We start from the raw sequence: 26,871 nt of genomic DNA, 5'->3' as shown, positions 1-26,871 counted from the left end.
GTGCAGTGGGGGGCGGTGGGGGCGGTGGAGGAGGCGGGGCCGGGGAAGCCCCGCCCCCTCCGGGCGGCGGGCCGGCTCAGGTGGCCCTGCCTCCCCTCGGCCGCGGCGGGTAACGGGGAGCCCCGCCGCTTCACGGCCGGTCCGGTGGGGACGCCGGAGAACACGAAGTGGGTCATGACACCGGCTCCTTCAGTACGCGGTCCACCGGCACCTCGGCCGTGACCGTCACCGCCGCCGGATCCAGGTCGGCGGGCGTCGGCATCACGCTGCCGGGCAGCTGGACGGCCGCGGCTCCGTGCGCGACCGCCGAGGCGAGCGCCTCCGGCCCGCTGCCGCCGGCGATCAGGAAGCCGGCGAGGGAGGAGTCGCCGGCGCCCACGTTGCTGCGTACGGCCTCGACGCGCGCGCTGGCGAACCAGGCGCCCGCGTCGTCGACGAGCAGCTGCCCGTCTGCGCCCAGGCTCGCCAGCACGGCGCGGGCGCCCATCTCGCGCAGCTCCTCGGCCGCCTTCACCGCGTCGCCCACCGTGGACAGGGGTCGCCCGACGGCTTCCGCGAGCTCCTCGGCGTTGGGCTTCACCACGTCGGGCCGCTCGCGCAGCGCGGCGAGCAGCGCGGGGCCCGAGGTGTCCAGCGCGATGCGCTTGCCGGCGGCGTGCGCCCGGGCGACGAGCGCCGCGTACCAGGACGGCCCGAGCCCTCGGGGCAGGCTTCCGCAGCAGGCGATCCAGTCCGCGTCGCCGGACTGCGCACGCACCGTCTCCAGGAGCAGCTCCTGCTCCTCCGCCGACAGTTCGGGGCCCGGCGCGTTGATCTTCGTGAGGACGCCGTCCGACTCCGCGAGCGCGATGTTCGAGCGGGTGGCTCCGGCGACCGGCACCGGCGCGACCTCGATGCCCTGGGCGTCGAGCAGGGCGGCGACGAGCGCGCCCGGCGCTCCGCCCAGGGGCAGCACCGCGACCGTGCGCTGTCCGGCGGCCGAGACGGCGCGCGAGACGTTCACGCCCTTGCCGCCCGGATCCATGCGCTCGCCGGTGGCGCGGATGACCTCGCCGCGGTCGAGTGCAGGGACCTCGTAGGTGCGGTCCAGGGACGGGTTCGGGGTGACGGTGAGGATCATGCGCGCACTACTTCCGTGCCGCCGCGCTCGATCGCGACGGCGTCTTCGGGGCTCAGCCCGCTGTCGGTGATCAGCAGGTCCACGTCGCTCAGGTCGCCGAAGCGGGCGAAGTGCTCCTGGCCGTGCTTGGAGGAGTCGGCGAGCAGCACCACGCGACGGGCCGCGGCGATCGCCGCGCGCTTGACCGCGGCCTCGGCGAGGTCGGGGGTGGTCAGGCCGTGGTCGGCGGAGAAGCCGTTGGCCGCCACGAAAAGGACGTCGGCCCGGATCTCGCCGTACGCCCGCAGCGCCCAGGCGTCGACGGCGGCGCGCGTACGGTGCCGCACGCGTCCCCCGACGAGGTGCAGCTGGATGCCGGGGTGGTGCGCGAGGCGGGCGGCGATCGGCAGCGAGTGCGTGACGACGGTGAGCGCCGCCTCCAGGGGGATCGCACCGGCCAGCCGCGCCACCGTCGTACCGGCGTCCAGGATCATCGTGCCCTCGGTCGGCAGTTCGGCGACGGCCGCCTTGGCGATGTGGTCCTTCTCGTCGGCCGCCGTCGTCTCGCGTTCGGCGAGGTCCGGCTCGAAGTCGAGGCGGCCGGCCGGGATGGCGCCGCCGTGCACCCGGCGCAGGAGGCCGGCGCGGTCGAGGGCCTTCAGGTCGCGGCGGATCGTCTCCGCCGTGACCTGGAACTCCTCGGCCAGCGACACCACGTCCACGCGGCCGCCGTCACGGGCCAGCCGGAGGATCTCCTGCTGCCGCTCCGGTGCGTACATGCCCGTTCGCCTCCGACCTGTGCCCGAACCTGTGGTTTCGCTGGCACGCTACGCCCGGATTACCAGAAAGTAAACAGGTTCGGACGCGATTCGGGCATGAACGGACTTCCGCTCATGTCCGAGTCCGGCGTCTGTCCGCCCGGATACGGCAGACGGATACGGCAGAGGGACACCACCGAGCGGCACGACCGAAGGGCCCGGCACCTTCCCAGGTGCCGGGCCCTTTTCCCACCGCCGCTCAGGACACGAGCTCGGGCTCCCTCTCGTCCTCCACCGCAAGCTCCGCCCCGGCACCTTCCACGTGCTGGGCCGGCCGCTTGGGCAGCGCGAACATCAGCAGGAAGATGCCGCCCATCAACGCGGCCACCCACCACAGCGCGTTCTGGAAACCGTCCACGAAGGCCGGGCCCGCCTGGGTCGGCCCCAGGTCGTCGGCGATCTCCCCGAAGAAGACCACCGACACCAGACCGAGCCCCAGCGCGTTGCCCATCTGCTGCACGGTGTTGATGAGCCCCGACGCCGAACCCGCGTGCTCGCGCGGCACCTCCGACAGGACCGCGTCCGTCAGCGGGGCGACGATCAGGCCCATGCCCGCGCCCATCACGACCAGCGGCAGCGCCATCTGCCAGGACGCGATGCCGAGGCCGTACCGCTCGGACTCCCAGATGTAGAGCAGCACTCCGGCCCCCATCACCAGCGCGCCCGCCTGGAGCACCTTGCGCCCGAAGCGCGGGACCAGCTGCTGCACGGACAGACCGGCCGCCAGGGACACGGCGATCGAGAACGGGACGCCGGTCAGCCCGGCCCGCAGCGGGGTCCAGCCCAGCCCCGTCTGCATGTACATGGTCCACACCAGGAAGAAGATGCCCAGCCCGACCCCGAAGACGGTCTGCACGGCGATACCGGCGGCGAAGCTCTTGACCCGGAAAAGAGACAGCTCGATCAGGGGGGAACCGTCACGCACCGTCTTGCGCCGCTCGTACGCCACCAGCGCGCCGAGCGCCACGAGCGAGCCGCCCATCGACACGTGGCCCCACAGCGGCCAGCCCAGCTCCTCGCCGCGGGTGAGCGGGTAGACCAGCATCAGCAGGCCCAGCGTCACCAGCGCGACGCCCACCAGGTCCAGCCTCAGCGCCTTCGGCGCCTTGGACTCGGTGATGAAACGGCTGCCCAGGAGCAGACCCACGATGCCGACCGGCAGGTTGATCAGGAAGATGGGCCGCCATTCGAGCCCGAACAGGTTCCACTCGGTCAGCAGCGCGCCCAGCAGCGGGCCGGAGACCGCGCCCAGGCCGACGATCGCGCCGAAGAGCCCGAAGACCTTGCCCCGCTCGTGGGCCGGGAAGGTGGCGTGCACGATCGACAGGACCTGCGGGACCATCAGCGCCGCCATGCCGCCCTGCAGGATGCGGGAGGCGACCAGCATCTCCGGGCCCGCGGCGAAGCCGCACAGCGCGGAGGCGAGGGTGAAGCCCCCCATGCCGATCAGGAACAGCCGCTTACGGCCGTAGATGTCGCCGAGCCGTCCGCCGGTGATCAGACCGGCCGCGAAGGCCAGCGCGTATCCGGCGGTGATCCACTGGATCTGGCTGAACGAGGCGCCGGCGTCCTGCTGGATCGACGGGATGGCGATGTTGACGATGGTGACGTCGACAAGGTCCATGAAGGCCGCGGTCATCACGATGGCGAGAGCGAACCAGCGACGCCGGTCGCCCGCCGCACTGAGAGTGGGCTCGGTGAAGGTCATGTCCCACAAGCTATGACCGCACTAGGACAGTTCGTGTCCTACTTGTGCGGCATCCTCGATCTCATGACGACGGACACTCCGGCTCGGCTCCTCCAGCTCCTCTCCCTCCTCCAGACGCCCCGCGAGTGGCCCGGCGGCGAGCTCTCCGACCGGCTCGGGGTCTCCCGCCGTACGGTCCGGCGGGACATCGACCGGCTGCGGGAGCTCGGCTATCCCGTGCAGGCGACCATGGGCGCCGACGGCGGCTACCGGCTCGTCGCGGGCAAGGCGATGCCGCCGCTGCTGCTCGACGACGAGGAGGCGGTCGCCATCGCCGTCGGCCTGCGGGCCGGCGCCGGGCACGCGGTGGAGGGCGTGGAGGAGGCCTCCGTACGGGCGCTGGCCAAACTGGAACAGGTGCTGCCGTCCCGGCTGCGCCACCGCGTCTCCACCCTCCAGGCCGCCACCACCCCGCTGACCAGCGGGGACGGGGCGAGCATCGCGCCCGAGACGCTGACCGTGATGGCCTCCACGGTGGCCGGACGGGAGCGGCTGCGGTTCGCCTACCGGGCAAAGGACGGGGCCGACTCGCGACGCGTGGTCGAGCCGTACCGACTGGTGTCCACCGGGCGGCGCTGGTACCTCGTCGCCTACGACCTCGACCGCGACGACTGGCGCACCTTCCGCGTCGACCGGGTCAGCGACCCCTTCGCGACCGGGGCACGGTTCGCCCCGCGCGAGCTGCCCACGGGGGACGCGGCGGAGTACCTGCGCCGGTCGATCAGCGGCCGGCAGGAGACGTACGGCTTCACCGTGACGTTCGACGCCCCGGCCGAGGTCGTCGCCACCCGGGTACCTCAGTGGCTCGGGGTGCCCGAGCCACTGAGCGAGGGGCGTTGCCGGCTCCGGGGGTCGGTCGGGGATCCGGTGGAGTGGCTGGCGGTGCGGCTGGCGATGCTGGGATACGACTTCACCGTGCAGGAGCCGCGGGAACTCGTGCGGTGTGTACGGGAGTTGGGTGCGCGCATGGTCCAGGCGGGGTCGGACCCGGACTGACCGCGGTCCGCCTCATGCCTCACGCTCACGCCTCACGCCTCACGCCTCACGCCTCATGGAGCGCCTCCAGCAGCGCATCCAGTACGGTCCGGGGCTCCGGCGACAACTCCCTCGACCTCATCGCGATCCAGGGCACGCCGCCGCCGGCCAGGGCGTCCAACGGGGTCCACTCCGGCGGCGGTTCCAGCCCGACGATCACGAAGAGGTCGGGGACGCGCAGTCCCAGTGCGGGAGCCGGCCGGTGCAGCGGTGCGGGGCTGGGTGCCACGTCGTCGAACACCGGGCGCAGTTCGGCTTCCGGTGCCGCGGCCCTTTGTGCCGATGTCCCGATGCCGAGCCCGCGATGAGCCGCCAAGCGGGCCGACAGGGCACCGGATCCCAGGTGTTCAGCCATCGCGTCCACCACCCTTCAGGCCCGGTGCCCCACCCACGGGAACTGCCCCAGGGCTTCGAGATGCCGCAGCGCCAGACCCGCCGGCCCTTCGGATCCGGCGGCCGGGGCGTCTCCCGTGGCCCACGCCTCAACCGCCGTACGTACCGCGGCGCTTGCCACGGCGGCGGCGAAGCGCAGGTGGGGTGAGACGTCGAGGGAACCGGCAACGTTGTCGGCGCTCGGTGTGAGTCGCTCCGCCAGCACGTCGGCCAGCGTCCGTTCGGCCGCCTGGCACACCTCCGCCCACACCTTGCCGAGTCCCGGGTCGGCCGCCGCCAGCCGGATCAGGGTGCGGACCCACTCCCAGGATGCCGCGGACACTCCGAGGCCCGGCNTCCGTTCGGCCGCCTGGCACACCTCCGCCCACACCTTGCCGAGTCCCGGGTCGGCCGCCGCCAGCCGGATCAGGGTGCGGACCCACTCCCAGGATGCCGCGGACACTCCGAGGCCCGGCGTCAACGTGTGGCGGGCCGCGTGTTCCAGGGCCTGCGGTACGGACAGGTCGGCGGGTGCCTCGCGGACCGCCTCCGCCCAGCGCTGGGCGCCCGCCGCGTAGAGCGGGGAGACCGCCTCCTCCTTGGTCGCGAAGTAGCGGTAGAAGGTGCGCGGGGCGATGCCGGCGGCCTGGGCGATGTCCTCGGCCCGGGTGGCCCGCAGCCCGTGCTTCACGAAGAGACCGGCGGCCGCTCGGGCGATGTCCATGCGGGTCGCGGCCTTGCGGCGTTCGGTGAGGGAGACGGATGCCGCCGAAGCGGGACGGGTGGGGCTGCTCACGTTCGGCAGGCTATGCCCATGTGACAGAATCTGCCATCCGGCGGGCCACCCCGTGGTTCAGGTACGGGGTGACCCGCCATTCCATCCGGCCCGCGCCCGGCATTCCAGCCTGCCCGGGCCCGGCACAGCGTGGAACCCGGCGCGCGGGAGGCAGAAACGCGCGGGAAGCAGAAGAGAGCCGGGCTTCGGCGCCCAGGGGGAGGGGCGCCGAAGCCCGGCTCGGCAAGTCCCGGCGCCGGGGGGGGGTGTGCGTCGGGACGTGGCTCGGTGGGTCGGAGGGCTGCGGAGCCCGGCGGCGGGACATGTCCCGGCCCGCTCGAACTCCTGGACCCTGAAGTCTTGTTCCCTGGCTCCGCCGGTTGAAGCGGCGTTACAAGGCCATGTTTGCGCTGCCTTTCGCCACCGGGCGTACGCGGCCGCCGGCGGTCGTACGCTCCCCGGCACCGCGCCCGCGCGGGACGTCAGGCCGCCGCGTCGAACCCGGTGTCCCGCGCCAGCTTCTTCAGCTCCAGCAGTGCGTGCTTCTCGATCTGGCGGATCCGCTCGCGCGTCAGGCCGTGCTCCTTGCCGACCTCGGTCAGCGTGCGCTCCCGGCCGTCCTCGATGCCGTACCGCATCTTGATGATGGAGGCCGTGCGCTGGTCGAGGCGGCCGATGAGGTCGTCGAGCTCCTCGCTGCGCAGCAGGGTCAGCACGGACTGCTCCGGGGAGACCGCCGAGGCGTCCTCCAGGAGGTCGCCGAACTGGGTCTCACCCGCGTCGTCCACCGGCATGTTCAGGGAGACCGGATCGCGGGCCCAGTCCAGCACGTCCGTCACGCGGGCCGGGTTCGAGTCGAGCTCGGCGGCGATCTCCGCGGGCTCCGGGTCGCGGCCGTGCTCGCGGTTGAACTCGCGCTGCACGCGCCGGATCCGGCCCAGCTCCTCCACCAGGTGGACGGGCAGACGGATGGTGCGCGACTGGTCCGCTATCGAGCGGGTGATCGCCTGACGGATCCACCAGGTCGCGTACGTCGAGAACTTGAAGCCCTTGCGGTAGTCGAACTTCTCGACCGCGCGCACCAGGCCGGCGTTGCCCTCCTGGATGAGGTCGAGGAGCGGGAGGCCGCTGCGGGGGTAGCGGCGGGCCACGGCGACGACCAGACGCAGGTTGGAGCGGATGAAGACGTCCTTGGCCCGCTCACTGTCGGCCACCAGGGCCTCGAGCTCCTCGCGGGTCGCGGGCGACTTCGACTCCTCGAACCCGTCGAGAAGCTGCTGGGCGAAGACACCGGCCTCGATGATCTGGGACAGCTCGACTTCCTTGGCGGCGTCGAGCAGCGGTGTGCGCGCGATCTCGTCGAGATACATGCCGACCAGGTCGCGGTCGGCGATCTCGCCGCCATGGGTGCGAACACTGCTGGCCGCGTCGGTCCCGCCGGTGGCGGACTGACGACGGGCGACGGCACGGGTTGCCATGCGTGCTCCCTTGCGATGGTGAGGTCAGCGGGTGGTCCTGGACGCTCGGCACTCTCCTCGGGTGCCCTGCTTCCGATGGAAACAACGACTGGAATCCGGACAGAATTCCCAACCCACCCCTGTATTTTTCTGATCATGCAGTATCCTGCCCGGCCACACGAGGGGGAGCGATGCCGCCGGAACGTACAGAGGTGCAGGTCAGGCCGGGAGTCGACAGTGACCTCGCCGCTCTCACCGACATCTACAACCACTACGTTCGTGAGACGTCCATCACATTCGATACCGCCGTCTTCACTCCGGAGGAGCGCCGGCCTTGGCTGCTCTCCCACCCTGAAGACGGCCCGCATCGCCTGATGGTTGCCACGCACACGGACACACAGGAGATTCTGGGCTACGCCACATCCAGCCCTTATCGCGCGAAGCCCGCCTACTCGACCTCCGTCGAGGTCACCATCTACCTCGCGCCCCACGCGGGCGGCCGCGGCATCGGCACCCTGCTCTACAAGGCCCTCTTCGAGGCCCTGTCCGGCGAGGACCTGCACCGCGCCTACGCGGGCATCGCACAGCCCAACGAAGCGTCCGCGCGGCTGCACGAACGCTTCGGATTCCGGCACGTCGGCACCTACCGGGAAGTGGGCCGGAAGTTCGGCCGCTACTGGGACGTGGCCTGGTACGAGAAGGACCTTTAGCGGCCCCGCCGTAGGCCCGGGCCCAGAGGTGCCAGCCGCGTCGGCGGCCCCTACCGGACCCGGAACCGGCCCCTGGCCACTCCTCAGCCGAACTGCACCGACCGCTTCGCCATCCCCATCCAGAACCCGTCGATCACGGACTTCTGCGAATCCAGCTCACCGGCCACGTCCGCCGCGCCCATGGTCACGAACAGCGGGGCGAAGTGCTCTGTGCGCGGGTGGGCGTACCGGCCGGCGGGGGCCTTGTGGAGGAAGTCCAGCAGGGCGTCCCAGTCGCGGGTCTCCAGGGCGCGGCGGCCCCAGTCGTCGAACTCGGACGACCAGGTGGGAACTCCCCCGCCCGTGTGCCGCAGTGCGGCCAGGTTGTGGGTGAAGAAGCCGGAGCCGACGATCAGCACGCCCTCGTCGCGCAGTGGCGCGAGCTTGCGGCCGATCTCCATGAGGCGGACCGGGTCGAGGGTCGGCATGGAGACCTGCAGGACCGGGATGTCGGCCTCGGGGAACATCTCCACCAGCGGGACGTAGGCACCGTGGTCGAGGCCGCGGTCCGGGATGTCCTGGACGGGGGTTCCGGCCGTGCGCAGCAACTTCCGCACCGACTGGGCGAGTTCGGGGGCGCCGGGAGCCGCGTACTTCACCTGGTAGTAGTGCTCGGGGAAGCCCCAGAAGTCGTAGACGAGCGGGACGGGCACGGTGGCGCCGAGGGCGAGCGGGGCCTCCTCCCAGTGGGCGGAGACCATGAGGATCGCCTTGGGCCGCGGCAGTCCGGTCGACCAGGCGGCCAGTTCGCCGGGCCAGACCGGGTCGTCCGCCAGGGGCGGCGCGCCGTGACTGAGGTAGAGGGCGGGCATCCGCTCCTCGGTGGCGGCGGACATGACGGCTGCTCCCTCCGGAAGAACCTGCACGTGAGGCGGTACACGATGGTTCACTTGAATCCTCAAGCTATGACATCCCCGAGGGTACGCCCCGTTTGTTTAACTTTCAAGGAGAGCACTCGTACAGTGGAGTACATGAACACGGCATCCGCACCCGCTGAAGAGCCGCGCTGGCTCACCGAAGAGGAGCAGCTCGTCTGGCGCTCCTACCTGCACGCCACCTACCTCCTCGAAGACCACCTGGACCGTCAGCTCCAGCGTGACGCCGGTATGCCCCACATCTACTACGGTCTCCTCGTCAGGCTCGCCGAGTCCCCGCACCGGCGGCTGCGCATGACCGAACTGGCCAAGGACGCGAAGATCACCCGCTCCCGCCTGTCGCACGCCATCGCCCGCCTGGAGAAGAACGGCTGGGTGCGGCGCGAGGACTGCCCCTCCGACAAGCGGGGCCAGTTCGCCGTCCTCACGGACCAGGGCCTGGAGACGCTCGAACAGACCGCGCCGGGCCATGTGACGGTCGTACGGAACGCGGTGTTCGACCGGCTCACCCCCGAACAGCAGAAGTCCCTCGGCGAGATCATGCAGATCATCGCCGAGGGACTTCAGCCGAACGAAGCGGGTGCGGACCTGCCCTGGCTGCGCTGAGCGCGACCAGGGCAGGTCCGGTGGGGCGTACGTACGAGGCGTCCCCTCCCCATACGTACCGGTGACCCGAAGGGATACGACCGGACGGTCGCCGTCAGTGCGCGACCACCGGCACCCGCAGCTCGTCCTCGACACCGTCACCGGAGCCGGTCACCGCGCCGGTGTCCGGGCGGCCGGTGTTGATGAAGGTCGCGGCGATCGTCGCGGCGAGCACGAGGATGCCGACGGCGAACCAGATCGCGTTGGTGTACCCGTGCACCTGGCCCTCCAGCTGGACCAGCTGCTGCTGGGCCTGGGAACCGGCGCCGCCGATGTGGTCCTTGATGTACGAGGTCGTCGCCGAGGCGGCGATCGTGTTCAGCAGGGCCGTACCGATCGCGCCGCCCACCTGCTGCGAGGTGTTGACCATCGCGGAGGCGACACCGGCGTCACGCGGCTCGACACCGTGCGTGGACAGCGACATGGCGGGCATGAACGCCGTACCCATGCCGAGGCCGAGCAGGATCATCCCCGGCAGGATCGTGCTGGAGTAGGTGGAACCGATCTCGAGCCGGGTCAGGATCAGCATGCCGAGCGCGGCGACCAGGAAGCCCGGAGCCATCAGGAAGCGCGGCGGGACCCGGGTCATCAGGCGGGTGCCGATCTGCGTGGAGCCCACCATCATGCCGCCGATCATCGGCAGGAAGGCGAAGCCGGTCTTGACCGGCGAGTAGCCCTTCACGATCTGCAGGTAGTAGGTCAGGAAGAGGAACAGGCCGAACATCGCGATGATCGCGAGACCGAGGGAGAGGTAGACGCCTCCGCGGTTGCGCTCGGTGATGACGCGCAGCGGCAGCAGCGGGGCCTTGACCTTGGACTCGGTGAAGACGAACGCGGCGAGCAGGACCACCGCGGCGACGAACAGCCCGACGGTCGTGGAGTCGCCCCAGCCGTCGGACTCGGCACGGGTGAAGGCGTAGACGAGCGTGACCAGACCGAGGATGGAGAGGATGACGCCCGGGATGTCGAGCGGCGAACGGTTGCGGCCGCCGGCCGGCTCACGGATGACGTAGTAGGCGCCCGCGGCAGCGATGATCGCGAACGGGATGTTCACGAAGAACGTCCAGCGCCAGTCGAGGTACTCGGTGAGGACACCGCCGAGGATGAAGCCCACGGCGCCGCCGCCACCGGCGATCGCGCCGTAGATGCCGAACGCCTTGGCGCGCTCCTTGGGCTCCGTGAACATCACGGCGAGCAGCGAGAGCGCGGCGGGCGCGAGCAGCGCGCCGAACGCACCCTGGAGGGCGCGGGCGCCGAGCATCATCGCCTCGTTGGTGGCCGCGCCGCCGAGGGCGGACGCGCCGGCGAAGCCGATCAGACCGGCGACGAAGGTGCGCTTGCGGCCCCACAGGTCGGCGATGCGACCACCGAAGAGCAGCAGACCGCCGAAGGCGAGGGCGTAGGCCGTGATGACCCACTGCCGGTTGCCGTCGGAGATACCCAGGTCCTGCTGGGCGGAGGGCAGGGCGATGTTCACGATGGTCGCGTCGAGGACGACCATCAGCTGGGCGAGCGCGATGAACGTCAGCGCTTTCCAGCGGTTGGCATCGGGGACGCCAGGAGCCTTTACGGCTGTTTCGGACATGGTGGTACCCACCTCGGGACTTCGTGACGGAAAAAGATGTCGTAAGGGACGGGACGAAAAGGTGTCTTCAGAAATGGCGTGAAAGGCGTGAATGGCGTGAATGGCGTGCGGAAGGTCGGCCCGCCAGGGACGGCCGGCTCTTCAGGGACGGCCCGTCATCGGCGACGGCCGCGGAAGTCGGTGTACTGACCGGCGCACAGCGCCGAACTCATCGGTCAGGCCTTGCGGAGGTCCTCCATGGTCACGGCCGTGCCCGGCAGGGTGGAGCGGGCCGGGGCCCGCAGTCCGTCCAGGAACAGCTGCAGATGGCGGTGTACGAAGCGGTCGATGCTGAAGCAGTCCGTACCGGCCGGGGGCCGGCTCAGCTGGATCGCGGTGACCATCACGTCACCGATCCCCACGTCGGCGCGGAGCTGACCGGCCGCCTTGGCCCGGCCCATGAGCTGTTCGACGAGCTGATCGCAGCGCCGGCGCGCGGCCTCCAAATCGGGGTGGTGCTGGTCGAACGTGCTGGAGGCCATCGGGCACAGCGCGCTGATCCGCTCGTCGACGGCGGTGTGCAGGAAGCGTGCCAGCGCCTCGAACGCGTCCCCGGTCTCCATCAGCGCCCGCTCGGCCGCCTCCGAGGTCCGGTCCATGACCGAGCAGACCACCTCGCGGACCAGGGCGTCCCGGTCCGGGAAGTTGCGGTACACCGTGGCGTTGCCGACGCCGGCCCGGCGGGCGATGTCGTCGAGCGGCACGTCCGGGCCCAGCTCGACGAACATCTCGCGGGCGGCGGCGACGATCCGCTCCCGGTTGCGCAGAGCGTCGGCACGCGGCCGGGGCGTCTTGCGCTGCACGGGGGTCGCGGTCTGCACGATGTACTCCAGAGGCTGTTGGTGTGCGATCAGAGATTGCGCTGTGCGATTGGTGTGTGATCCGGGGAAGCTCTCCCCACTTCGTTCGGACACAGGTCTAAACGGGGAAGGGATCCCCGGTTATTTCCCGCCCGTCCACAGATTTTGTGTGACCTGAGTCACATCTACCTGGTGCACCCGAGTCCTGCCCGTGAGGGGCCCGAGTCCCGCGATGCGGGGCGCCCGGGACTAGCCGAGTCCCGCCATGCGGGGCGCCCGAGATCCGTCGCACGAGGCGCCCTAGTCCCGCCACGTGAGGGGCCCGAGTCCCGTCGTATGAGGCGCCCGGGTCCTGACCGTGCAGGGCCCGAGTCCCGCCACGCGAGGCACCCGAGACCCGTATGAGGCGCCCTAGTCCCGCCACGTGAGGGGGAGACCGTCCCGCCACGTGAGGGGGCACCGTCACGCCCCGTGAGGGGGACACCGTCACGCCCCGTGAGGGGAGACCGTCACGCCACGTGAGGGGAAGGCCGTGACGCCACGTGAGGGGACTGGGTCCCGCCCCCTCCGCCCGGAACCCACGTTCGGGTCCCTTCAGCGCGCGCCCGCGCACCCCTCGACACAGGGTGATCGAAAGGGCGCAGCCTTCAGGTCGGCGGCTGCCGCGGACTGAAGGGGCCATGCATGCAGCCGAGCCGTCGGATACGCCCGCGCCGCGTGGCCACGCTCGCGTCCGTGACCGCGCTGACCCTCGCGGTCAGTACGTCGGCCGGCACGGGGCACCTCAGGCCGGCCCCCACCACGGCCGGCGCCGGGCCCATCGCCCTGGCCCGCACCTCCGCGCACGTCCCCTGCATGATCAGCGGCAGCCCGACGGTCCAGATGACCGAGGGCGTCCCCACCCCCGGCGGCTACTCCCGCTCCACCGGCACCGTCCGGGCCCTCACCCTGATGGTCGACTTCTCCGACGCGCCCGGTTCGGGCAGCGCCCTCGACCGCTTCCGTGAGTTCTTCCCGCAGACCCAGGACTGGTTCCGCACCAGCTCCTACGGCCGTCTCGACTACCGCCCCGAAACCCCGGTCACCGACTGGCTGCGCATGCCCCAGCCCTTCCACGCCTACGACATAGAGCGCGGCGCCCCCTTCGACCCCGGCTACCGGCAACTCGTCCAGGACATCGTGACCACGGCCGATCCCGACGTGGACTTCCGCTCGTACGACTTCCTCAACGTGCTGATCACCCCCAACGCCGGCCCCTCCGCCCTCGACACCGTCCTGTCCGTCACCTTCGCCGGCAATCCGGAGGCCCCGGTCGCGGACGGCGTCCCGGTGTCGAACGCGTCCTTCGTCTACTCCCGCCAGGACGACGGCTCCGGCTCCTACGACCGCACCGGCTACCGCGTCCTCCCCCACGAGAACGGCCACGTCTTCGGCCTGCCCGACCTCTACACCCAGGAGGGCGGGGGCGCGGTCGGCCACTGGGACATCATGAGCGAGGACTGGGGCGCCAACAACGACCTCCTCGCCTGGCACAAGTGGAAACTCGGCTGGCTGGACGCCTCCCAGGTGAACTGCGCGACGGCCCCCGGGACGACGGAGTACACCCTGACCCCGCTGGCCCGGCCGGGCGGCACGAAACTCGTCTTCGTCCCCCTCGACCGCCGCACCGGATACGCCGTCGAACTGCGCACCCGCGAGGGCAACGACGAGACGGTCTGCCGCCCCGGCATCCTCATCTACAAGGTCGATGCCGACATCGACACCGGCCAGGGCCCGGTCACGGTCTACGACTCCCACCGCGACAGCGGCGGCTGCACCCGCAGCCCCAACGTCCACGCGGAACTCTCCGACGCGCCCTTCATCCCCGGCGAGGAGTTCCGGGACACGAAGCGGGGGGTGCTGATCGCGGTGGCGGGGGCGGCGCTTTCGGGGGACTACCGGGTGCGGGTCAGTCGGGGGTAGGGGATGCTCCGGCGGACCGCGGAATACGGTAGGCCTGCCCTGACCGCCGTACCGGAGAACCGATGCCCGCCGATCCGACCGATCCGCCCGATCCAACCGAGGCGACCGAGACGGCCAGGAACGCCACCGCCGTACCGGCCGGCTCCCCCGCCGTACCCGCCGGGGCGGATTACGCTGCCGTACCCGCCGTACCCGCCGTACCCGCCGAGGCGGTCGCCCCGCTGATCCGGGGGGTCGGCGTGCTGCGGCGACTGACGGAGGCAGGCGGGACGATGAGCGCGAGCGGGCTGGAACGAGCCACCGGCCTCGCTCGTTCCACGGTCGACCGGATCACCTCCACCCTCGCGCGCATGGGATACGTCCGTCTCGACGGCCGGGACGTGATCCTCGCCCCCCGCCTGATGGAACTGGGCAACGCGTACCTGTCCGCCCTGCGCCTCCCGGCACTGCTCGGCGCCCGCGCGGACGCCCTCGCCGACGAGCTGGACGAGTCGGTGTCACTGGCGGTCGGCGACCGCGACGGCATCCGCTTCATCCACCAGGCCACCCGCCGCCGCGCGATGTCCCTCAGCTTCCGCATCGGCGACCTGCTGCCGGCCGAACGCACCGCGCCGGGCCCGCTGTTCGCGACGGAGTGGACGGACGAGGACTGGCGGGGCTGGCGGGCACGCCGGGTGGCCGACCCGGAGGACCGGGGCTTTCCGGCCGTACCGCCGCGTGAACAGGCCGGTGTGGACGAGGAGTTCGTACGTGCCGCGGCTCAGGCGCGGGAGAACGGCCGGGCGTTGGACGACCAGTTGATCGAGCCGGGCCTGGTGGCGGTGTCCGTACCCGTACGGGATCCGCGCACCGGCCGGATCGCCTGCGTGGCAAGCGTGGTGAGCCACACGAGCCGCCACTCGGCGGCGGACCTGCGCGAGACGCTGCTGCCGAGGCTGCGGGAGGCGGTGGCGGGCATGGAGGAGGAACTGGGCGCGGCGGACACGGAGGCTGCGTCCGCGTCCCCGCCGGCGTCCGTGTCTGTGTCGCCGTCCGGCCTGGCGGCCTGGACGGGGGCGTCGAAACAGGAGCTGGGCAGGGACTTCGTCGAGTCCCTCGCCCGTGGCCTGACCGTCCTGACGGCCTTCGAGGAGGGCCGGGCGGAGCTGACGCTGACGGAGGTGGCGAAGGCGACGGGACTGGCCCGGGCCACGGCACGGCGGGCGCTGATCACGTACGAGTACCTGGGTCTGGTGACGGCGGGCGCCACGGAGCGCACGTTCGCGTTGACGCCCCGCGTGCTGTCCCTGGGCTTCCCGCCCCTGTCCCGTACGTCCCTGTCCCGTATCGCGGCCCCGCACCTGGCGGATCTGTCGGCGAAGGTCAACGAGTCCTCGTCACTGGCGGTCCTGACGGCATCGGGCGAGGAGATCCAGTACACGGCCCGGGCCACCACGAGCCGCGTCCTGAGCGCCGACATCACGATCGGAACGCGGCTGCCCGCCGGGGCGACGGCACTGGGCCGGGTGCTGCTGGCCACAAACGCCGGGAAGGCCGGGGCCGAACTGGAGGAGGTACGGGCCCAGGGCTACGCCCTTGTCGACGAGGAACTGGAAAAAGGCCTGCGCTCCATCGCCGTCCCGATCCGCGACCGCACGGGCAGAACGGTCGCCGCCACCAACGTCTCCCTGCACGCGGCCCGCCGCACGGTGGAGGAGATCGTGACGGAACTCCTGCCGGAGCTGCGGGCGACGGCCGACCGCATCGAGGACGACCTGAGGGTGGCGGGCCGCTTCACGAGGGTGCCGCTGTCGTGAGGGCCGGTGTGTTGTCGGCCAGTGCCTCAGCCGTCGTAGGGCCGGACCGCCCGCCCCTCCCGCAGGGTCACTCCCCACCAGGCGAGCTGGTCCAGCAGAACGGCGGCGGCCTTGGCGGTCCCCTCCTCGTCGTACGGCCGCCCGTGCTCGTCGAACCTCTCCCAGGCCATGTGAAAACTGACGGTGTCGCGCAACGTGACCGCATGCAGCTCGGCGAAGACCTGCCGCAACTGCTCCACAGCCCGCTGTCCGCCGGCCATCCCCCCGTACGACACGAATCCGACCGGCTTGGCACGCCACTCGCTGTACACGTAGTCGATGGCCAGCTTGAGCGAGGCCGGATAGCCGTGGTTGTACTCCGGCGTGATCACAACAAACCCATCGAGCCCGCCGATCCGCTGCGCGAGCTTCGGGACGTCGCCCGCGTCACCGTCACCGTCCCCGTCACCGCCGGCCCGCTCGAAGGAGAGCTTGAGCTCGCCGACGAGGGCCGGCTCGGACAGGTCGATCACGTGAACCTCCATGTCGTCGCGTCGGCGGACCTCGGAGAGGAACCAGGGGGCGATCTTGTCGGCGAAGCGGCCGGGCCGGGTGCTGCCGATGAGGACACCGATCTTGAGCGGGAGCGGCTTGGTCGTGGTGTACGGCGCTGTCTGAGGCATGCAGCAGAACGTAGAACCTCAACTAACCTTGAGGTCAACCCCACCCCGCCGCCGACGACCGCCCACCGGTAAAGAACCAGCCCCACCCGCTACACTGAACGCCGTCGCCTTCGTAGCTCAGGGGATAGAGCACCGCTCTCCTAAAGCGGGTGTCGCAGGTTCGAATCCTGCCGGGGGCACCAGGCAAAAGGTCCCGGACCGATCATGGTCCGGGGCCTTTGACATCTGCTTCTGACATCAACGAAGGCGGTCACTCACAACCGGCCGCCTCTTGAGCAGCCCGTCCATGTGACTGATGGCCTCGCGCTGGGTGTCCTGCACGACGTGCGCGTACACGTCCATGGTGATGCTGATCTGACTGTGCCCGAGGATCTCCATCACGACCCGAGGCGCGACTCCGGCCGCCGTGATGAGGGTGGCCGTTCCGTGCCGAGCGTCATGGAGCCGGATGACGCGAAGGCCGGCGGACTCGGCGACGCGGGTGAAGCAGCGGTAGATTCCGCGGCTCGACCTGGCTACCGGTGCGAGTGGTGAAGACGTAGCCCGACGAATGCCACTACTCCCCCGCCTTGGCACGTGCACCGGACTGCCGCATCCTTTGCCAGCGCAGCGGGGCGATGCAGAGCGCGGGCAGAGGGACGACGCGTCGACGGCGGCTCTTGGCTCACCGCCTGCTGGTGACTTCCCCTTGATCGCGTGCCATCCAGCATGCTGACGGGGCAGGCACTGCACATGAGCACAGCTACTCAGTTCTGACATCCACGGCTGACATCAACGACGCCGGACGAGGGCGTACGCCAGCACCCCTGTCCGGCCGTCGCAACGGTCGACGACAGCCGCCCCAGTAGGCCCGGATCGAACTCCCTGAAGCGGGTGCCGCAGGTTCGAATCCTGCCGCGGGTACCAGGCAGAAGGCCCCGTACCGTTCACGGTCCGGGGCCTTTGATGGCAGGCTTTGACGGCAGTGGCTGTTAGCGCACGTCGACGTAGTCGCCTGTGGCGTTGGCCGCCGAAGTGGTGGACGTGCCTGCGAAGGACCAGCGCCAGTAGCCGTCGGCCGCTGCCGTGGCTGTCGTCGACAGGTTGCCCGTCGAGTTGGTGTAGACCGTCTTGAGGGTTGTGTAGGTGGTGGTGCCCGCCTTGCGGAACTGCAGCTTCACGGGCTGGTTGGTGTAGCCCGCGTAGACGCGCTTGTCCCAGTTGGCGCGGGCCAGTTTGCCCGTGACCGTGATCGGCTTGCCCTTGGCGACCGGCTCGGGCCCGGCGTTGACGCTGAGGGTGCCCCGCCGCAGGACCGAGTGCTTGGTGGCGCCGCCATTGTTGTAGAGGTCGCCGTCCTTGGACTGGAGTTGGACGGTCACGTCCCACTTACCGGCGAGGGTGTTGCGGGGCACGCCCCAGCCCGAGTCGAGCTTGAAAGTGAGCTTGCACGTGGAGGTGGTGGCGTTGACCGCGGTGCACGTCGGGGCGCCGTGGTAGGACCAGTAGTCGTCGCCGACCTCCCGGTCGATCTGGAGGAACGCGAGGTCACTGCTGATCCCCGAGTCGTCCGAGGCGGTCACCGAGATGGTGAACGACTCGCTCTGGGAGGTGCCGAGGACGATGGGCTTGCCGCCGTTCACGGACAGCTTCTGGATCACCACGCCGGTCTCCGCCGCGTAGGCGGCCGGGGCGGTGACGGCGGCGGCGGAAAGCACCAAGGCGCCGGTGAGGACGGCACCTATGGATTTCATGCGCATGAATCCCCAAATGGTTCGGGCCTGCCCCGGCCGTGAATCCCCCCGGCCGCAGGCATGGCAGGTGGGGCGAGAATATGTCACCCGCGCAGCTCAGCCGCCGTCGGAGAGCGAACCCTGCCCTCTCATGCCGATGATCGCAGGGCGTAGGGAACGATGCAGAGGCGGGCAGAGGTACGGCACGACGACGACGGCGCGGGTCGAGGGCAAGGTTCACCTTCGACCAGCGCGGGCCCACGGTCTCTTCCCGGGTCCCTGCCGACGCGGCGAGGACGTCGGAGCTCACCCCGTCGCGAGGTCTTCGAGCGCGTCGCGTTCCAGGGCAGGCGGAGGCCGCGATGACGCCGCCCATGATGGCGCCGCTGACGCCGGCCGATGCCACGTCCTGGCCGGTGAGGAGGAGGCCGGGGATGTGGGTGTGGGCGCCGAGGTCACGCAGGGCGAAGCGTTGCGGGGTGTGGGCGAGGGACATGAAGTCGCCCTGCTCCCTGCCGAGGAAGTGGTTGAAGCTGAGCGGCGTGGCCAGCTCGGTGTGGTCGATGCGGCCCTGCAGCCGGGGGCAGAAGCGGTAGACCTGGCCCAGTAGTTCGTCGGTGAGCTGTCCTTGAGGCGTTCGTAGTCGGCGCCCCGGCGCATCCACGCGCTGCCCGCGTACGGCTCGAACAACGACCAGGTGGTCAGCCCTGCGATGTCGATGGTGGTGCGTCCCGGGTACCGGGTTTCCCACGACGGGTCCTTCAGGGACGGGAAGGTGAGGAAGTAGGTCGGCATGGCGCGGTGTTCGGGGTCGGCTTCGAACGCGGCTATGTCGCCGTCGATGTCGGGTCCGGTGTGGGCCCAGATGTTGGCGGGGTCCAGGTCGAGCCGGTCGCCGGATTCCCGGATGCCGATGTTGAGCATGACGTACGTCTGTGAAGGGCCGATGGCGCGCAGGGAGTCGACGAGCGGGGCGGCGGCGGGAGTCCGGTCCGGCAGCAGCCGGGTCAGGGTGTTGAGCGCGCCGGCGTCGCTGACGACCAACGGTGCTTGGAAGCTGGCGGTGGCTGAGGCTCGCGGGCTCGCGGGCTCGGAGCCTGCCGGCGGCATGGTCGGGGCACTGTCGGGGCCACTGCCCGGGCAGAGTACAAAGGGCCGGCTCAGGGCGGTTCCCGAGTCGGCCCTTCCCTCTGTCGCGTCACCGCCCGAGCGCCCCGCTTCGGTCAGGGGCAGATCGGTCGAGTGGGTACGGCCACCGGAAGGCCGGCTTTCTCGTCGGCGGTGAACGGCTGGTCGCCGATCACTTCGCACAGGTCGCGCCGCCAGCTCTCGGGATCGAGGCGCAGGGGTCCGCCGGTGTTGATCGAGTTCTGGTAGACGCCAGATCTGCCGTCCGGGGTGATGTCCCGGTGCCGGGACTGCCGGTCGGGCACATCCGTGCCGTGTTGCCCGCGTGATGCAAGGCGGCGCGTCGTCAACTGCCGTCCATAGCCGAGGTGTTGCTGTGTCACAGCTGTGTCATGGCGGCGTTCTGAAGAGAAGACGGGTGTGACCTGCGGGTTCCGGGACCCCTCATAGTCAGCACAGAGCGGGAAGCCGGTGGAGAACGCCGCCGGCTCCCCACTACTCCGCCTCGGAAGGAACCTCCCGTGATGAACCGCCACCTCCGCAAGGCCGTCGTCGCCGCCGCCGCGATCACCGCCGGGCTGTTGATGACGGCGTGCCAGAACGGCACCGACGACAGCTCGTCCGGCAAGAGCGGAACGGACGCGTCACCGGTCGCGGAGAAGGCGTCGGACTCCAAGGACACGAAGGGCGTCAGCGGCACGTTCGAGAACGGCAAGGTCACCTATCTCGCCCCGGGCAAGTACATCGTGTCCGTGTCGGGCAGCGACCAGCAGTTCTGGGTAGCCGAAGACACCGAGGTCTACGGCGCCGGCACCATATGCGGCGAGGCGGGCGCCAAGGTGGACGCGCCCTGCACGCCGGACCAGCTGGAGGCGGCGACCAAGAAGGGCGCCGTGAGCGCCGACGTGGTGATGAAGAACGGGATCGCGACCCTGGTGACCGAGCGGCGTGTCGCCCAGCAGGGCTCCGGTTCCGGGTCCTCCGGTTCAGGGTCCTCCGGCTCGGGTTCGGACTCCGGCTCGCCGTCTGGCTCCGACTCCGAGTCCGACTCCCGCGAGACCGTCGTCGAGGGCATCGACAAGGGCAAGGGTGTCAACGGAACCTGGTTCGGCAACGTCTCCTACCTGGCGCCGGGCAAGTACACCGTCTCCGACATGAAGGGCACCGAGCAGCAGTTCCTCGTCGCCGATGACACCAAGATCATGGGCTACGACGACATCTGCGACGCCGTGAACACCGGGCCGGGCGGCGAGGGCGGCGCCGAGTGCACGGAGGCCGAACTGGAGACGGCCGCCAAGAAGGGCTTCAGCGCCGAGGTCGTGATCAGCAACGGCATCGCGACCACCATCAGCGACGACCACTGAGCCGCACCCGGCGGCGAACCGGTGGAGCCTTCGACGCGGGGGCAACCAGCAGGGGGCAAGGCAAAAGCCCCGGACCGGTCAAGGTCCGGGGCTTCCGACATCCGGGGGTGCGATTGTCAGCCCTTGAAGGAACCCTTGGTTTGTTCTTTCGCGCCCCGCATCTTGCCCCGTGTTTCGAGAGCGGCGCCTTTCGCTGCGAGCGTTTCCTTGTGCACCGCGTGGGCCGCCTTCCGCACGGTCATTCCGACGACCTGTTCGGCCTTTGCCTTGGCTCGTTCTCCGGCACTCATCTCGATACCTCCGCGGGTCTCACTAGACGTGTGCCCTAGAGGCAGGGGGCAAAACTGCCCCGCGGAACGCGCCGGACAACATCCCGACGGGCGAGTGATCAGGATGGCCCCTTGTCCCGTCCCGAACAGCAGGTGTCCCGTCCCGAACAGCGGGCGATCGTCAGGACCTGGGAAGGGGAGCCGCCGCACCGACCCAGCGGTGATAGGCGTCCACGTCGACGTTGCTGCCGCACACAATGGTGACCACGTGTCGACCGGCGAAGCGGTCACGGTCCTCGAGGACGGCCGCGACGCCGAGCGCGGCCGACGGTTCGACGACGAGGCCGGCATGGTCGAGGAGCATCCGCATACCGACCATGATCGACGCCTCCTGGACCAGGACGGCGTCGTCAGCGACCTGGAGCAGGTCGTCCAGGACGGCCGGGATGGGACGCCGGCCGGCAACGCCGTCGGCGATGGTGTCGGTCGCGTCCGTGGTGACGACGCGCCGCCTGCGCCACGAGTGTGTCATCGCCGGTGCGCCCAGCGGCTGGACGCAGATCACCTCGACCTGGGGCGCCAACGCCTTCAGCACATGACCCACGCCGGTGGCCAGCGCCCCGCCGCCGAGAGCGATCAGGACGGCGTCGAACGACGGCACGGTGTCCACCAGTTCCAGGCCGATGGTCGCCGCGCCCTCGCAGGTCTCGATGTCCAGGCTGTCTTCGACCAGCCGGATGCCGTCGTGGCGCGCGACGGCGGCCGCCCGGTCGCGAGCCATCTCGTGGTCGCCGTCCACCAGTTCCAGCCGGGCGCCCAGCGCGCGGATGCGATCAAGCTTGGCAACCGTCGCGGAGCGGGATGCCACGACGGTCACGTCGAGCCCCCGGCCGCGACCGGACCACGCGAGGGCTTGGCCGAGGTTGCCCGCGCTGGCGCACACCACGGCCCGCGAGCCGTGGTCGGCGAGCCGGCTCGCGACGACCTCGGTGCCTCGGGCCTTGAAGCTGCGGACCGGGTTCGCCGTTTCGAGCTTGATACTCACCGTGCACCCGAGGCCGGGCTCCAGCGCCTCGCAGCGGTACAGCGGAGTGTCGAGGAACATCGGGTCGATGACCCGGCGGGCCGCCCTGATCCGAGCGGTGTCGAGGCGCGTCTCCTGCACGGCACAGCAGCGTAGTGCCGCCGGCGCCGTTCCTGTCGGGTCAGATCCGGGAGTGGTCCGGTGAGCGTCGTGCGGGCGGATCGCGGAGGGGCCGTGTCGCTACTTGAGCTGTTCGGCGGTGTAGTAGCCGTCCTTGACCAGGATGTCGATGTTGGACTTGTCGAGGCTCTGTGGCTGCAGCAGGTGGACGGGCACGTCCTTGACGCCGTTGTTGTAGTCGGTTCGGTTGTCGATCCTCGGCAGCCTCTCGGTGAGGATGTCGTCGACCATCTCCGTGGCGGCCTCACCGAGCGCGCGGATGTCCTTGTAGACGGTCTGCGACTGCTGACCCGCGATGATCGACTTCACCGAGTCCAGTTCGGCGTCCTGGCCGGTGATGACCGGGAGGGGCTTGCCGTCGGAGCCGTAGCCGTACGAATCCAGCGCGGTCAGGACGCCCCGGGAGATGCCGTCGTACGGCGACAGGACCGCGTCGAGGTCCTTGCCGTCGTACCACTTGGCGAGGATGCGGCTCATGCGCTTCTGCGCGGTGGGGCCGTCCCAGCGCAGGGTGGTCATCTGCTTCATCTCGATCTCGCCGGACGGGACGACCAACTGCTTGCTCTCCAGGAACGGTTCCAGGAGCGCCATGGAACCGTCGAAGAAGTACTTGGTGTTGTTGTCGTCGGGGGAGCCGGCGAACAGCTCGATGTTGAACGGGCCCTTGCCTTCCTCCAGGCCGAGCTTCTTGATGATGTGGCGGGCCTGTTGCCGGCCGACCATCTCGTTGTCGAAGGAGACGTAGTAGTCCACGTTCTTGGTGCCCATGATGAGCCGGTCGTAGGAGATCACCGGAATGTGCGCGTCGGCGGCCTTCTGCAGCACCCCGTTCAGCGACTTGGCGTCGATGGCCGCGATGATCAGCGCGTCGACGCGCTGCTTGATCAGGCTGTCGATCTGCGAGACCTGGGCTTTCGGGTCGTCGTCGCCGTAGACCAGCTTGGACTTGTATCCCTTGTCCTTCAGACCCTGGACGACGCTCTTGCCGTCGGTGAGCCAGCGCTCGGAGGCCCGGGTCGGCATGGCGATGCCGACCGTACCGCCCCCGGAGAAGCCCTGGGAGTCGGCCTCGCTGCTCTGGCCGCAGGCGGACACGGTGAGGGCGAGGGAGGCGGCTCCGCCGAGGAAGGCAAGGGCGGCTCTTCGCTTGAACATGGTGATCGTTCCTTGTTCTTCTCGTCGTTGAGGAGAGGACGGCGTATCAGGCGTCGGGGGAAATGCGGTGGAGCGGGCCGTGCGGTGAGCAGGCAGGTCGAGAGCGCGTCGGGCGCGCGGTACGTGCTCCCGGGCGGTGGTCCTGGGGTGGGGGGCCCGCAGATGGGTGCCGTACGGGTGGATCCCCGGGCCCGGGTGCCCTGGACGGGCCGGGCTTCAGGGCGGAGCGGTGCGCCGGGGTGGATCAGCTCGGCGCCCTCGTGGATCCGCACGTGGCCGCCGAGGTCTTCGGGGGGTCTTGGCGTTCAGGTTTCACGGCGAGTGGACAACCGGCGGACCTCGCTCACAGGGTGGTTGAGGTCAGGTCGGCACGGCACGTCGCTTGAGTCGGTGCTCAGACGCCTCGGTGGCCCGCAGTTCGCCGGTCAGTGCGTACCGCGGCCCGGCATCCGGCGCTCGCCGAAGTCTCGTGGTCCCTTTACCGGTGTGCTCCTGTACGTACGCCAGGCCGCGCCACGGCCTTCCGGCCACGTGCGTGCTGCTTCCGGGGGTGCACAGGGCAATCGCCTTTCAACTGTTCGAAATCTCGTCACATGTTCCAAATATTGGCGTGAGATTAAGGGTGAGGATGCAGGGTGTCAACGGGGCGAACTCGAACGGTTACAGAAAGGTGTTGGCGGACGGCTTCGGGACGCGCCAGAGCAGCGGGCGAGGCGCCCGTGGGGACAGCCCGCGCCCGGCATCTGATCGCGAAGCCCTGCACACGTGCGAAGTCGGGGTTCGGCGGCACCCTCGTGCTGCCGCTCCTCTCACACCAGTTCGGGTTGCGGCTCCGACTGCCGGGCCGGTGCGGTCCTCGATTCCCACAGTGCGGTGGTTCTTACGTAGCCGTAGACCACTGAGGTCATCGCCAGCACGAGAAGTGGTCCGGCCACCCACGGGTGCTGGGCCATCTCCAACGGCAGATAGCGATAGGACAGCAGGAGCGCGGCGAAGACGGTCGCGCCGTAAGCGACCAGCTGGATGCCTGATCGGTCCCAGCCGCGGTCGAGCGAGCGCAGGGCGGCCTCGATCGTGAGCGTGAACACCACGCCGGCGAGGAGATCCACGCCGTAGTGCCAGCCGAATCCCAGCGTTGCGGTGAGCGTGGCCGTCAGCCAGAACGTTCCCGCGAATCGCAGAAAACGTGGGCCCTTACGGGAATGAATGAATATCGCGGTGGCCCACGCCGTGTGCAGGCTGGGCATGCAGTTGCGTGGGGTGATCCCGTCGAACGGCATGTGCTGCGGGGCAGTGATCGGCGGCGGCGTGTTCGGCCACAGGTTGGCCATCGCCCACTGCTCGGTGGGTGGCGTTTTCGCCCACAGACTGACCGACGCCCAGTGCTCGGCGCCGGTGCCGTAGGCGAAGATCGGTCCGACCACCGGGAAGATCATGTAGATGGCGGGCCCGAGGAGGCCGATCACCAGAAAGGTGCGCACCAGGTGATGGCCCGGAAAGCGGCGCTCGACCGCCACGTTACGCAGTTGGTAGAGCGCGACGATCACCGCGGCCACCGCGAGCTGGCCGTAGACGATGTCGAGAATGTTGAAGCCGATCGGGCCGGTGGCCGTGACGATCCGGCCCACCAGCCACGAGGGGTTGCCCAGTGCGTGATCGGCGGTTGCCACGTACTGGTCGAGCACCATCGGGCGGGTCTTGGAGGTGATGAGCAGCCAGGTGTCGCCGGTCTTGCGGCCGGCCACCAGCAGCAGGGCGAGCCCGACGCCCTTCAGGAGCAGGACGCGTTCCGGGCCGGTACGGCGAGTGACGGCGATGACCGCACAGCCCAGGATCACCCACAGCGCGCCGTTGCCGAAGGGGTGGCCGTCGGTCACCTTGACGTCGAACGCCCACCGGGCGATCAAGAACGCGACGTCGATTCCGACCGCGGTACCGAATGCGATGAACCGTTGCCGCCAGGTGAGCACCACCATCATCAAGGCCATACCGGCGTACAACAGAAACCCGGACTTGGGCGGGAATATCACCTCTTGCACCTGGCAGGTGATCGGCCCCGGCAGGCCGTAGTGGCGTGCGGCGATCTCCAGCGCGACGAGGAATCCGAGGGCGACGACACCCACCACGACCCAGAGCCTCGCCCGTGGTTGACGCCACACGGGGAGCGCGTTTCCGGGTCTTATTCGCGAAGATATCTTCGATGTTATGTGTATCAATTTTCGGCCGATTTTCTAGATTTGGCTAGGTAAGGGTAGGTTTCGCTCGCCGCCTTCCGGTGGAGGCCACTTTCTCCTCGCGAAAAGCAGCCCGCCCGACGGGGGAAGACGGAAAGATCGCGGTCCGCGTTCCACCTCGGCCACGGATGCCTCACCGGTCGGCAGCCGCACCGATAATTTCCGTTCCATAGCCACCCCCGTCGGCATCCTGCGGTACAGCGGCGTCGTGCCGCAACCAGCGGTGCACAGCGGGTGGTAATCCGGAAAGGGTTCGAAACTTTCGACGATCCGGCCTCTCGCACTGATCACTCACTTTCACCTTTCGATGGCCAGCTCCTGTCGAGTCCGATATCTATGGCCTCCTACCAGGCGACATTCAGCTTCCCCACACCGTCACCCTCAGCGAATGTTTCGCTGACATTGCCGAAATAGTTGACAGTTGTCGTGCCCAGACCAACACTGTCGCCGTTGACAGGGCCCAGTCACTGTCCGGGTCGTGTCCCGCTGCCTGATCCCCACCGGCCTCACGAGGACGAGGAGGAAACACGCACATGAACGACGCACCCGCACCCGCGCACACACCCAGGAACGCCCACCTGACGCCCCGCGGAAACCGCCGCCCACGCCCGCTCAGCCGCTTCCGGCTCCTCATCAGCAGCGCCTGCGCCATAGTCATGGTCGCTGTCGCCGCGCTGACCATGCCCGGCACCGCTCACGCCGACACGGTCATCAACACGAACCAGACCGGCACGAACAACGGCTACTACTACTCGTTCTGGACCGACGCACCGGGCACCGTCTCCATGAACCTGGGCTCCGGGGGCAACTACGGCACCTCCTGGAGCAACACCGGGAACTTCGTCGCCGGCAAGGGCTGGAGCACCGGCGGGCGCAGGAGCGTGACCTACTCGGGCACCTTCAACCCGTCCGGCAACGCGTACCTGGCGCTCTACGGCTGGACGTCGAACCCGCTCGTCGAGTACTACATCGTCGACAACTGGGGCACCTACCGGCCCACCGGGACGCACATGGGCACCGTCACCAGCGACGGCGGTACGTACGACATCTACAAGACGACGCGGTACAACGCCCCGTCCGTCGAGGGCACTCGGACCTTCGACCAGTACTGGAGTGTCCGGCAGGCGAAGCGGACCGGCGGCACCATCACCACCGGCAACCACTTCGACGCCTGGGCCCGCGCAGGTATGCCCCTCGGCAGCTTCAACTACTACATGATCCTGGCGACCGAGGGATACCAGAGCAGCGGGAACTCCAACATCACGGTGGGCGGTACCACCGGTGGTGGTGGGAGCGGAAGCGGGTGTACCGCGACTCTGTCGGCCGGGCAGCAGTGGAGTGACCGGTACAACCTCAATGTCACGGTCTCCGGCTCCAACAACTGGACCG

General features: G+C 69.7%; 24 protein-coding genes, 1 tRNA gene and 1 pseudogene. 8 read left to right on the top strand and 18 right to left on the bottom strand.

What is annotated here, in order from left to right; translation table 11 throughout:
• Positions 1–172: 172 nt before the first annotated feature.
• From pfkB to ACWBNA_RS46325, 3 genes are all read right to left on the bottom strand, one after another.
• On the bottom strand, positions 173–1,120 hold the full coding sequence (pfkB, locus tag ACWBNA_RS46335) for a 1-phosphofructokinase (protein WP_482710631.1): 948 nt from the start codon (positions 1,118–1,120) through the stop codon (positions 173–175).
• Complete coding sequence (locus ACWBNA_RS46330) at positions 1,117–1,878, bottom strand: DeoR/GlpR family DNA-binding transcription regulator (RefSeq protein WP_482710630.1); 762 nt, start codon at positions 1,876–1,878, stop codon at positions 1,117–1,119. Before ACWBNA_RS46330 ends, pfkB begins: the two co-directional genes overlap by 4 nt.
• Before the next feature lie 238 nt (positions 1,879–2,116).
• Entirely contained in the window at positions 2,117–3,625 is a 1,509-nt protein-coding gene (locus ACWBNA_RS46325; protein WP_482710629.1) for an MFS transporter, read from the bottom strand.
• 63 nt (positions 3,626–3,688) lie between these two features.
• On the opposite strand from ACWBNA_RS46325, the gene ACWBNA_RS46320 reads away from it, so the two are divergent.
• Entirely contained in the window at positions 3,689–4,660 is a 972-nt protein-coding gene (locus ACWBNA_RS46320; RefSeq protein WP_482710627.1) for a helix-turn-helix transcriptional regulator, read from the top strand.
• A gap of 46 nt (positions 4,661–4,706) precedes the next feature.
• On the opposite strand, the gene ACWBNA_RS46315 is transcribed toward ACWBNA_RS46320, so the two are convergent.
• From ACWBNA_RS46315 to ACWBNA_RS46305, 3 genes are all read right to left on the bottom strand, one after another.
• Entirely contained in the window at positions 4,707–5,054 is a 348-nt protein-coding gene (locus tag ACWBNA_RS46315; protein ID WP_482710626.1) for a hypothetical protein, read from the bottom strand.
• Between the two features lie 15 nt (positions 5,055–5,069).
• On the bottom strand, positions 5,070–5,795 hold the full coding sequence (locus tag ACWBNA_RS46310; protein ID WP_482710634.1) for a TetR/AcrR family transcriptional regulator: 726 nt from the start codon (positions 5,793–5,795) through the stop codon (positions 5,070–5,072).
• A 533-nt stretch (positions 5,796–6,328) separates the two neighbouring features.
• Positions 6,329–7,324 carry a sigma-70 family RNA polymerase sigma factor gene (locus ACWBNA_RS46305; protein WP_482710625.1) on the bottom strand — a complete coding sequence of 332 codons (996 nt, stop codon included), beginning with the start codon at positions 7,322–7,324 and terminating at the stop codon, positions 6,329–6,331.
• A gap of 170 nt (positions 7,325–7,494) precedes the next feature.
• Here ACWBNA_RS46305 and ACWBNA_RS46300 point away from each other — a divergent pair, with 170 nt between their 5' ends.
• The gene (locus ACWBNA_RS46300) at positions 7,495–8,013 is read left to right on the top strand and encodes a GNAT family N-acetyltransferase (protein WP_482710624.1); all 519 of its coding nucleotides are present in this window, start codon (positions 7,495–7,497) and stop codon (positions 8,011–8,013) included.
• Between the two features lie 83 nt (positions 8,014–8,096).
• Here ACWBNA_RS46300 and ACWBNA_RS46295 read toward each other — a convergent pair whose 3' ends face one another.
• A complete protein-coding gene (locus ACWBNA_RS46295; protein WP_482710623.1) occupies positions 8,097–8,888 on the bottom strand; it encodes a dioxygenase family protein in 792 nt (263 codons plus the stop codon).
• A gap of 135 nt (positions 8,889–9,023) precedes the next feature.
• Here ACWBNA_RS46295 and ACWBNA_RS46290 point away from each other — a divergent pair, with 135 nt between their 5' ends.
• Positions 9,024–9,533, top strand: coding sequence for a MarR family winged helix-turn-helix transcriptional regulator (locus ACWBNA_RS46290; protein ID WP_482710622.1), 510 nt, complete (start codon positions 9,024–9,026; stop codon positions 9,531–9,533).
• A gap of 94 nt (positions 9,534–9,627) precedes the next feature.
• Here ACWBNA_RS46290 and ACWBNA_RS46285 read toward each other — a convergent pair whose 3' ends face one another.
• Positions 9,628–11,157, bottom strand: a complete 1,530-nt coding sequence (locus ACWBNA_RS46285) for an MFS transporter (protein WP_482710621.1) — start codon at positions 11,155–11,157, stop codon at positions 9,628–9,630.
• Between the two features lie 215 nt (positions 11,158–11,372).
• Positions 11,373–12,017 carry a TetR/AcrR family transcriptional regulator gene (locus ACWBNA_RS46280; RefSeq protein WP_482710620.1) on the bottom strand — a complete coding sequence of 215 codons (645 nt, stop codon included), beginning with the start codon at positions 12,015–12,017 and terminating at the stop codon, positions 11,373–11,375.
• A 663-nt stretch (positions 12,018–12,680) separates the two neighbouring features.
• On the opposite strand from ACWBNA_RS46280, the gene ACWBNA_RS46275 reads away from it, so the two are divergent.
• Both ACWBNA_RS46275 and ACWBNA_RS46270 read left to right on the top strand, forming a co-directional pair.
• A complete protein-coding gene (locus tag ACWBNA_RS46275) occupies positions 12,681–13,958 on the top strand; it encodes a M6 family metalloprotease domain-containing protein (RefSeq protein ID WP_482710619.1) in 1,278 nt (425 codons plus the stop codon).
• Positions 13,959–14,020: 62 nt separating this feature from the next.
• Complete coding sequence (locus ACWBNA_RS46270) at positions 14,021–15,754, top strand: IclR family transcriptional regulator domain-containing protein (RefSeq protein WP_482710618.1); 1,734 nt, start codon at positions 14,021–14,023, stop codon at positions 15,752–15,754.
• A gap of 26 nt (positions 15,755–15,780) precedes the next feature.
• On the opposite strand, the gene ACWBNA_RS46265 is transcribed toward ACWBNA_RS46270, so the two are convergent.
• On the bottom strand, positions 15,781–16,416 hold the full coding sequence (locus tag ACWBNA_RS46265) for an NADPH-dependent FMN reductase (RefSeq protein ID WP_482710617.1): 636 nt from the start codon (positions 16,414–16,416) through the stop codon (positions 15,781–15,783).
• Between the two features lie 106 nt (positions 16,417–16,522).
• Here ACWBNA_RS46265 and ACWBNA_RS46260 point away from each other — a divergent pair.
• Positions 16,523–16,598 (top strand) — tRNA-Arg (locus ACWBNA_RS46260).
• 55 nt (positions 16,599–16,653) lie between these two features.
• Here ACWBNA_RS46260 and ACWBNA_RS46255 read toward each other — a convergent pair.
• The 4 genes and pseudogenes from ACWBNA_RS46255 to ACWBNA_RS46240 form a co-directional block, all read right to left on the bottom strand.
• Positions 16,654–17,077 (bottom strand): annotated as a pseudogene (locus tag ACWBNA_RS46255) (tyrosine-type recombinase/integrase); the annotation flags it as partial.
• 310 nt (positions 17,078–17,387) lie between these two features.
• Positions 17,388–18,149, bottom strand: coding sequence for a hypothetical protein (locus tag ACWBNA_RS46250; RefSeq protein ID WP_482710616.1), 762 nt, complete (start codon positions 18,147–18,149; stop codon positions 17,388–17,390).
• 285 nt (positions 18,150–18,434) lie between these two features.
• Positions 18,435–19,172 carry a hypothetical protein gene (locus ACWBNA_RS46245; RefSeq protein WP_482710615.1) on the bottom strand — a complete coding sequence of 246 codons (738 nt, stop codon included), beginning with the start codon at positions 19,170–19,172 and terminating at the stop codon, positions 18,435–18,437.
• Between the two features lie 179 nt (positions 19,173–19,351).
• Complete coding sequence (locus tag ACWBNA_RS46240; protein WP_482710614.1) at positions 19,352–19,639, bottom strand: hypothetical protein; 288 nt, start codon at positions 19,637–19,639, stop codon at positions 19,352–19,354.
• 141 nt (positions 19,640–19,780) lie between these two features.
• Here ACWBNA_RS46240 and ACWBNA_RS46235 point away from each other — a divergent pair, with 141 nt between their 5' ends.
• Entirely contained in the window at positions 19,781–20,620 is an 840-nt protein-coding gene (locus tag ACWBNA_RS46235; RefSeq protein WP_482710613.1) for a hypothetical protein, read from the top strand.
• A gap of 116 nt (positions 20,621–20,736) precedes the next feature.
• On the opposite strand, the gene ACWBNA_RS46230 is transcribed toward ACWBNA_RS46235, so the two are convergent.
• From ACWBNA_RS46230 to ACWBNA_RS46215, 4 genes are all read right to left on the bottom strand, one after another.
• On the bottom strand, positions 20,737–20,910 hold the full coding sequence (locus ACWBNA_RS46230) for a hypothetical protein (protein WP_482710612.1): 174 nt from the start codon (positions 20,908–20,910) through the stop codon (positions 20,737–20,739).
• Positions 20,911–21,070: 160 nt separating this feature from the next.
• Positions 21,071–22,054, bottom strand: a complete 984-nt coding sequence (locus tag ACWBNA_RS46225) for a threonine ammonia-lyase (RefSeq protein WP_482710611.1) — start codon at positions 22,052–22,054, stop codon at positions 21,071–21,073.
• A 99-nt stretch (positions 22,055–22,153) separates the two neighbouring features.
• Positions 22,154–23,248 (bottom strand): multiple monosaccharide ABC transporter substrate-binding protein, encoded by a 1,095-nt coding sequence (chvE, locus tag ACWBNA_RS46220; RefSeq protein WP_482710610.1) that lies wholly within the window; start codon positions 23,246–23,248, stop codon positions 22,154–22,156.
• An 809-nt stretch (positions 23,249–24,057) separates the two neighbouring features.
• Positions 24,058–25,407 (bottom strand): phosphatase PAP2 family protein, encoded by a 1,350-nt coding sequence (locus tag ACWBNA_RS46215; protein WP_482710633.1) that lies wholly within the window; start codon positions 25,405–25,407, stop codon positions 24,058–24,060.
• A gap of 731 nt (positions 25,408–26,138) precedes the next feature.
• On the opposite strand from ACWBNA_RS46215, the gene ACWBNA_RS46210 reads away from it, so the two are divergent.
• The coding region (locus ACWBNA_RS46210; protein WP_482710632.1) for a glycoside hydrolase family 11 protein at positions 26,139–26,871 on the top strand (733 nt) is incomplete at its 3' end.

This window comes from Streptomyces sp. Q2 (genome assembly GCF_056820935.1).
Note: the sequence above shows the minus strand (reverse complement) of the source record. Positions and strands in the feature narration are given on the sequence as shown.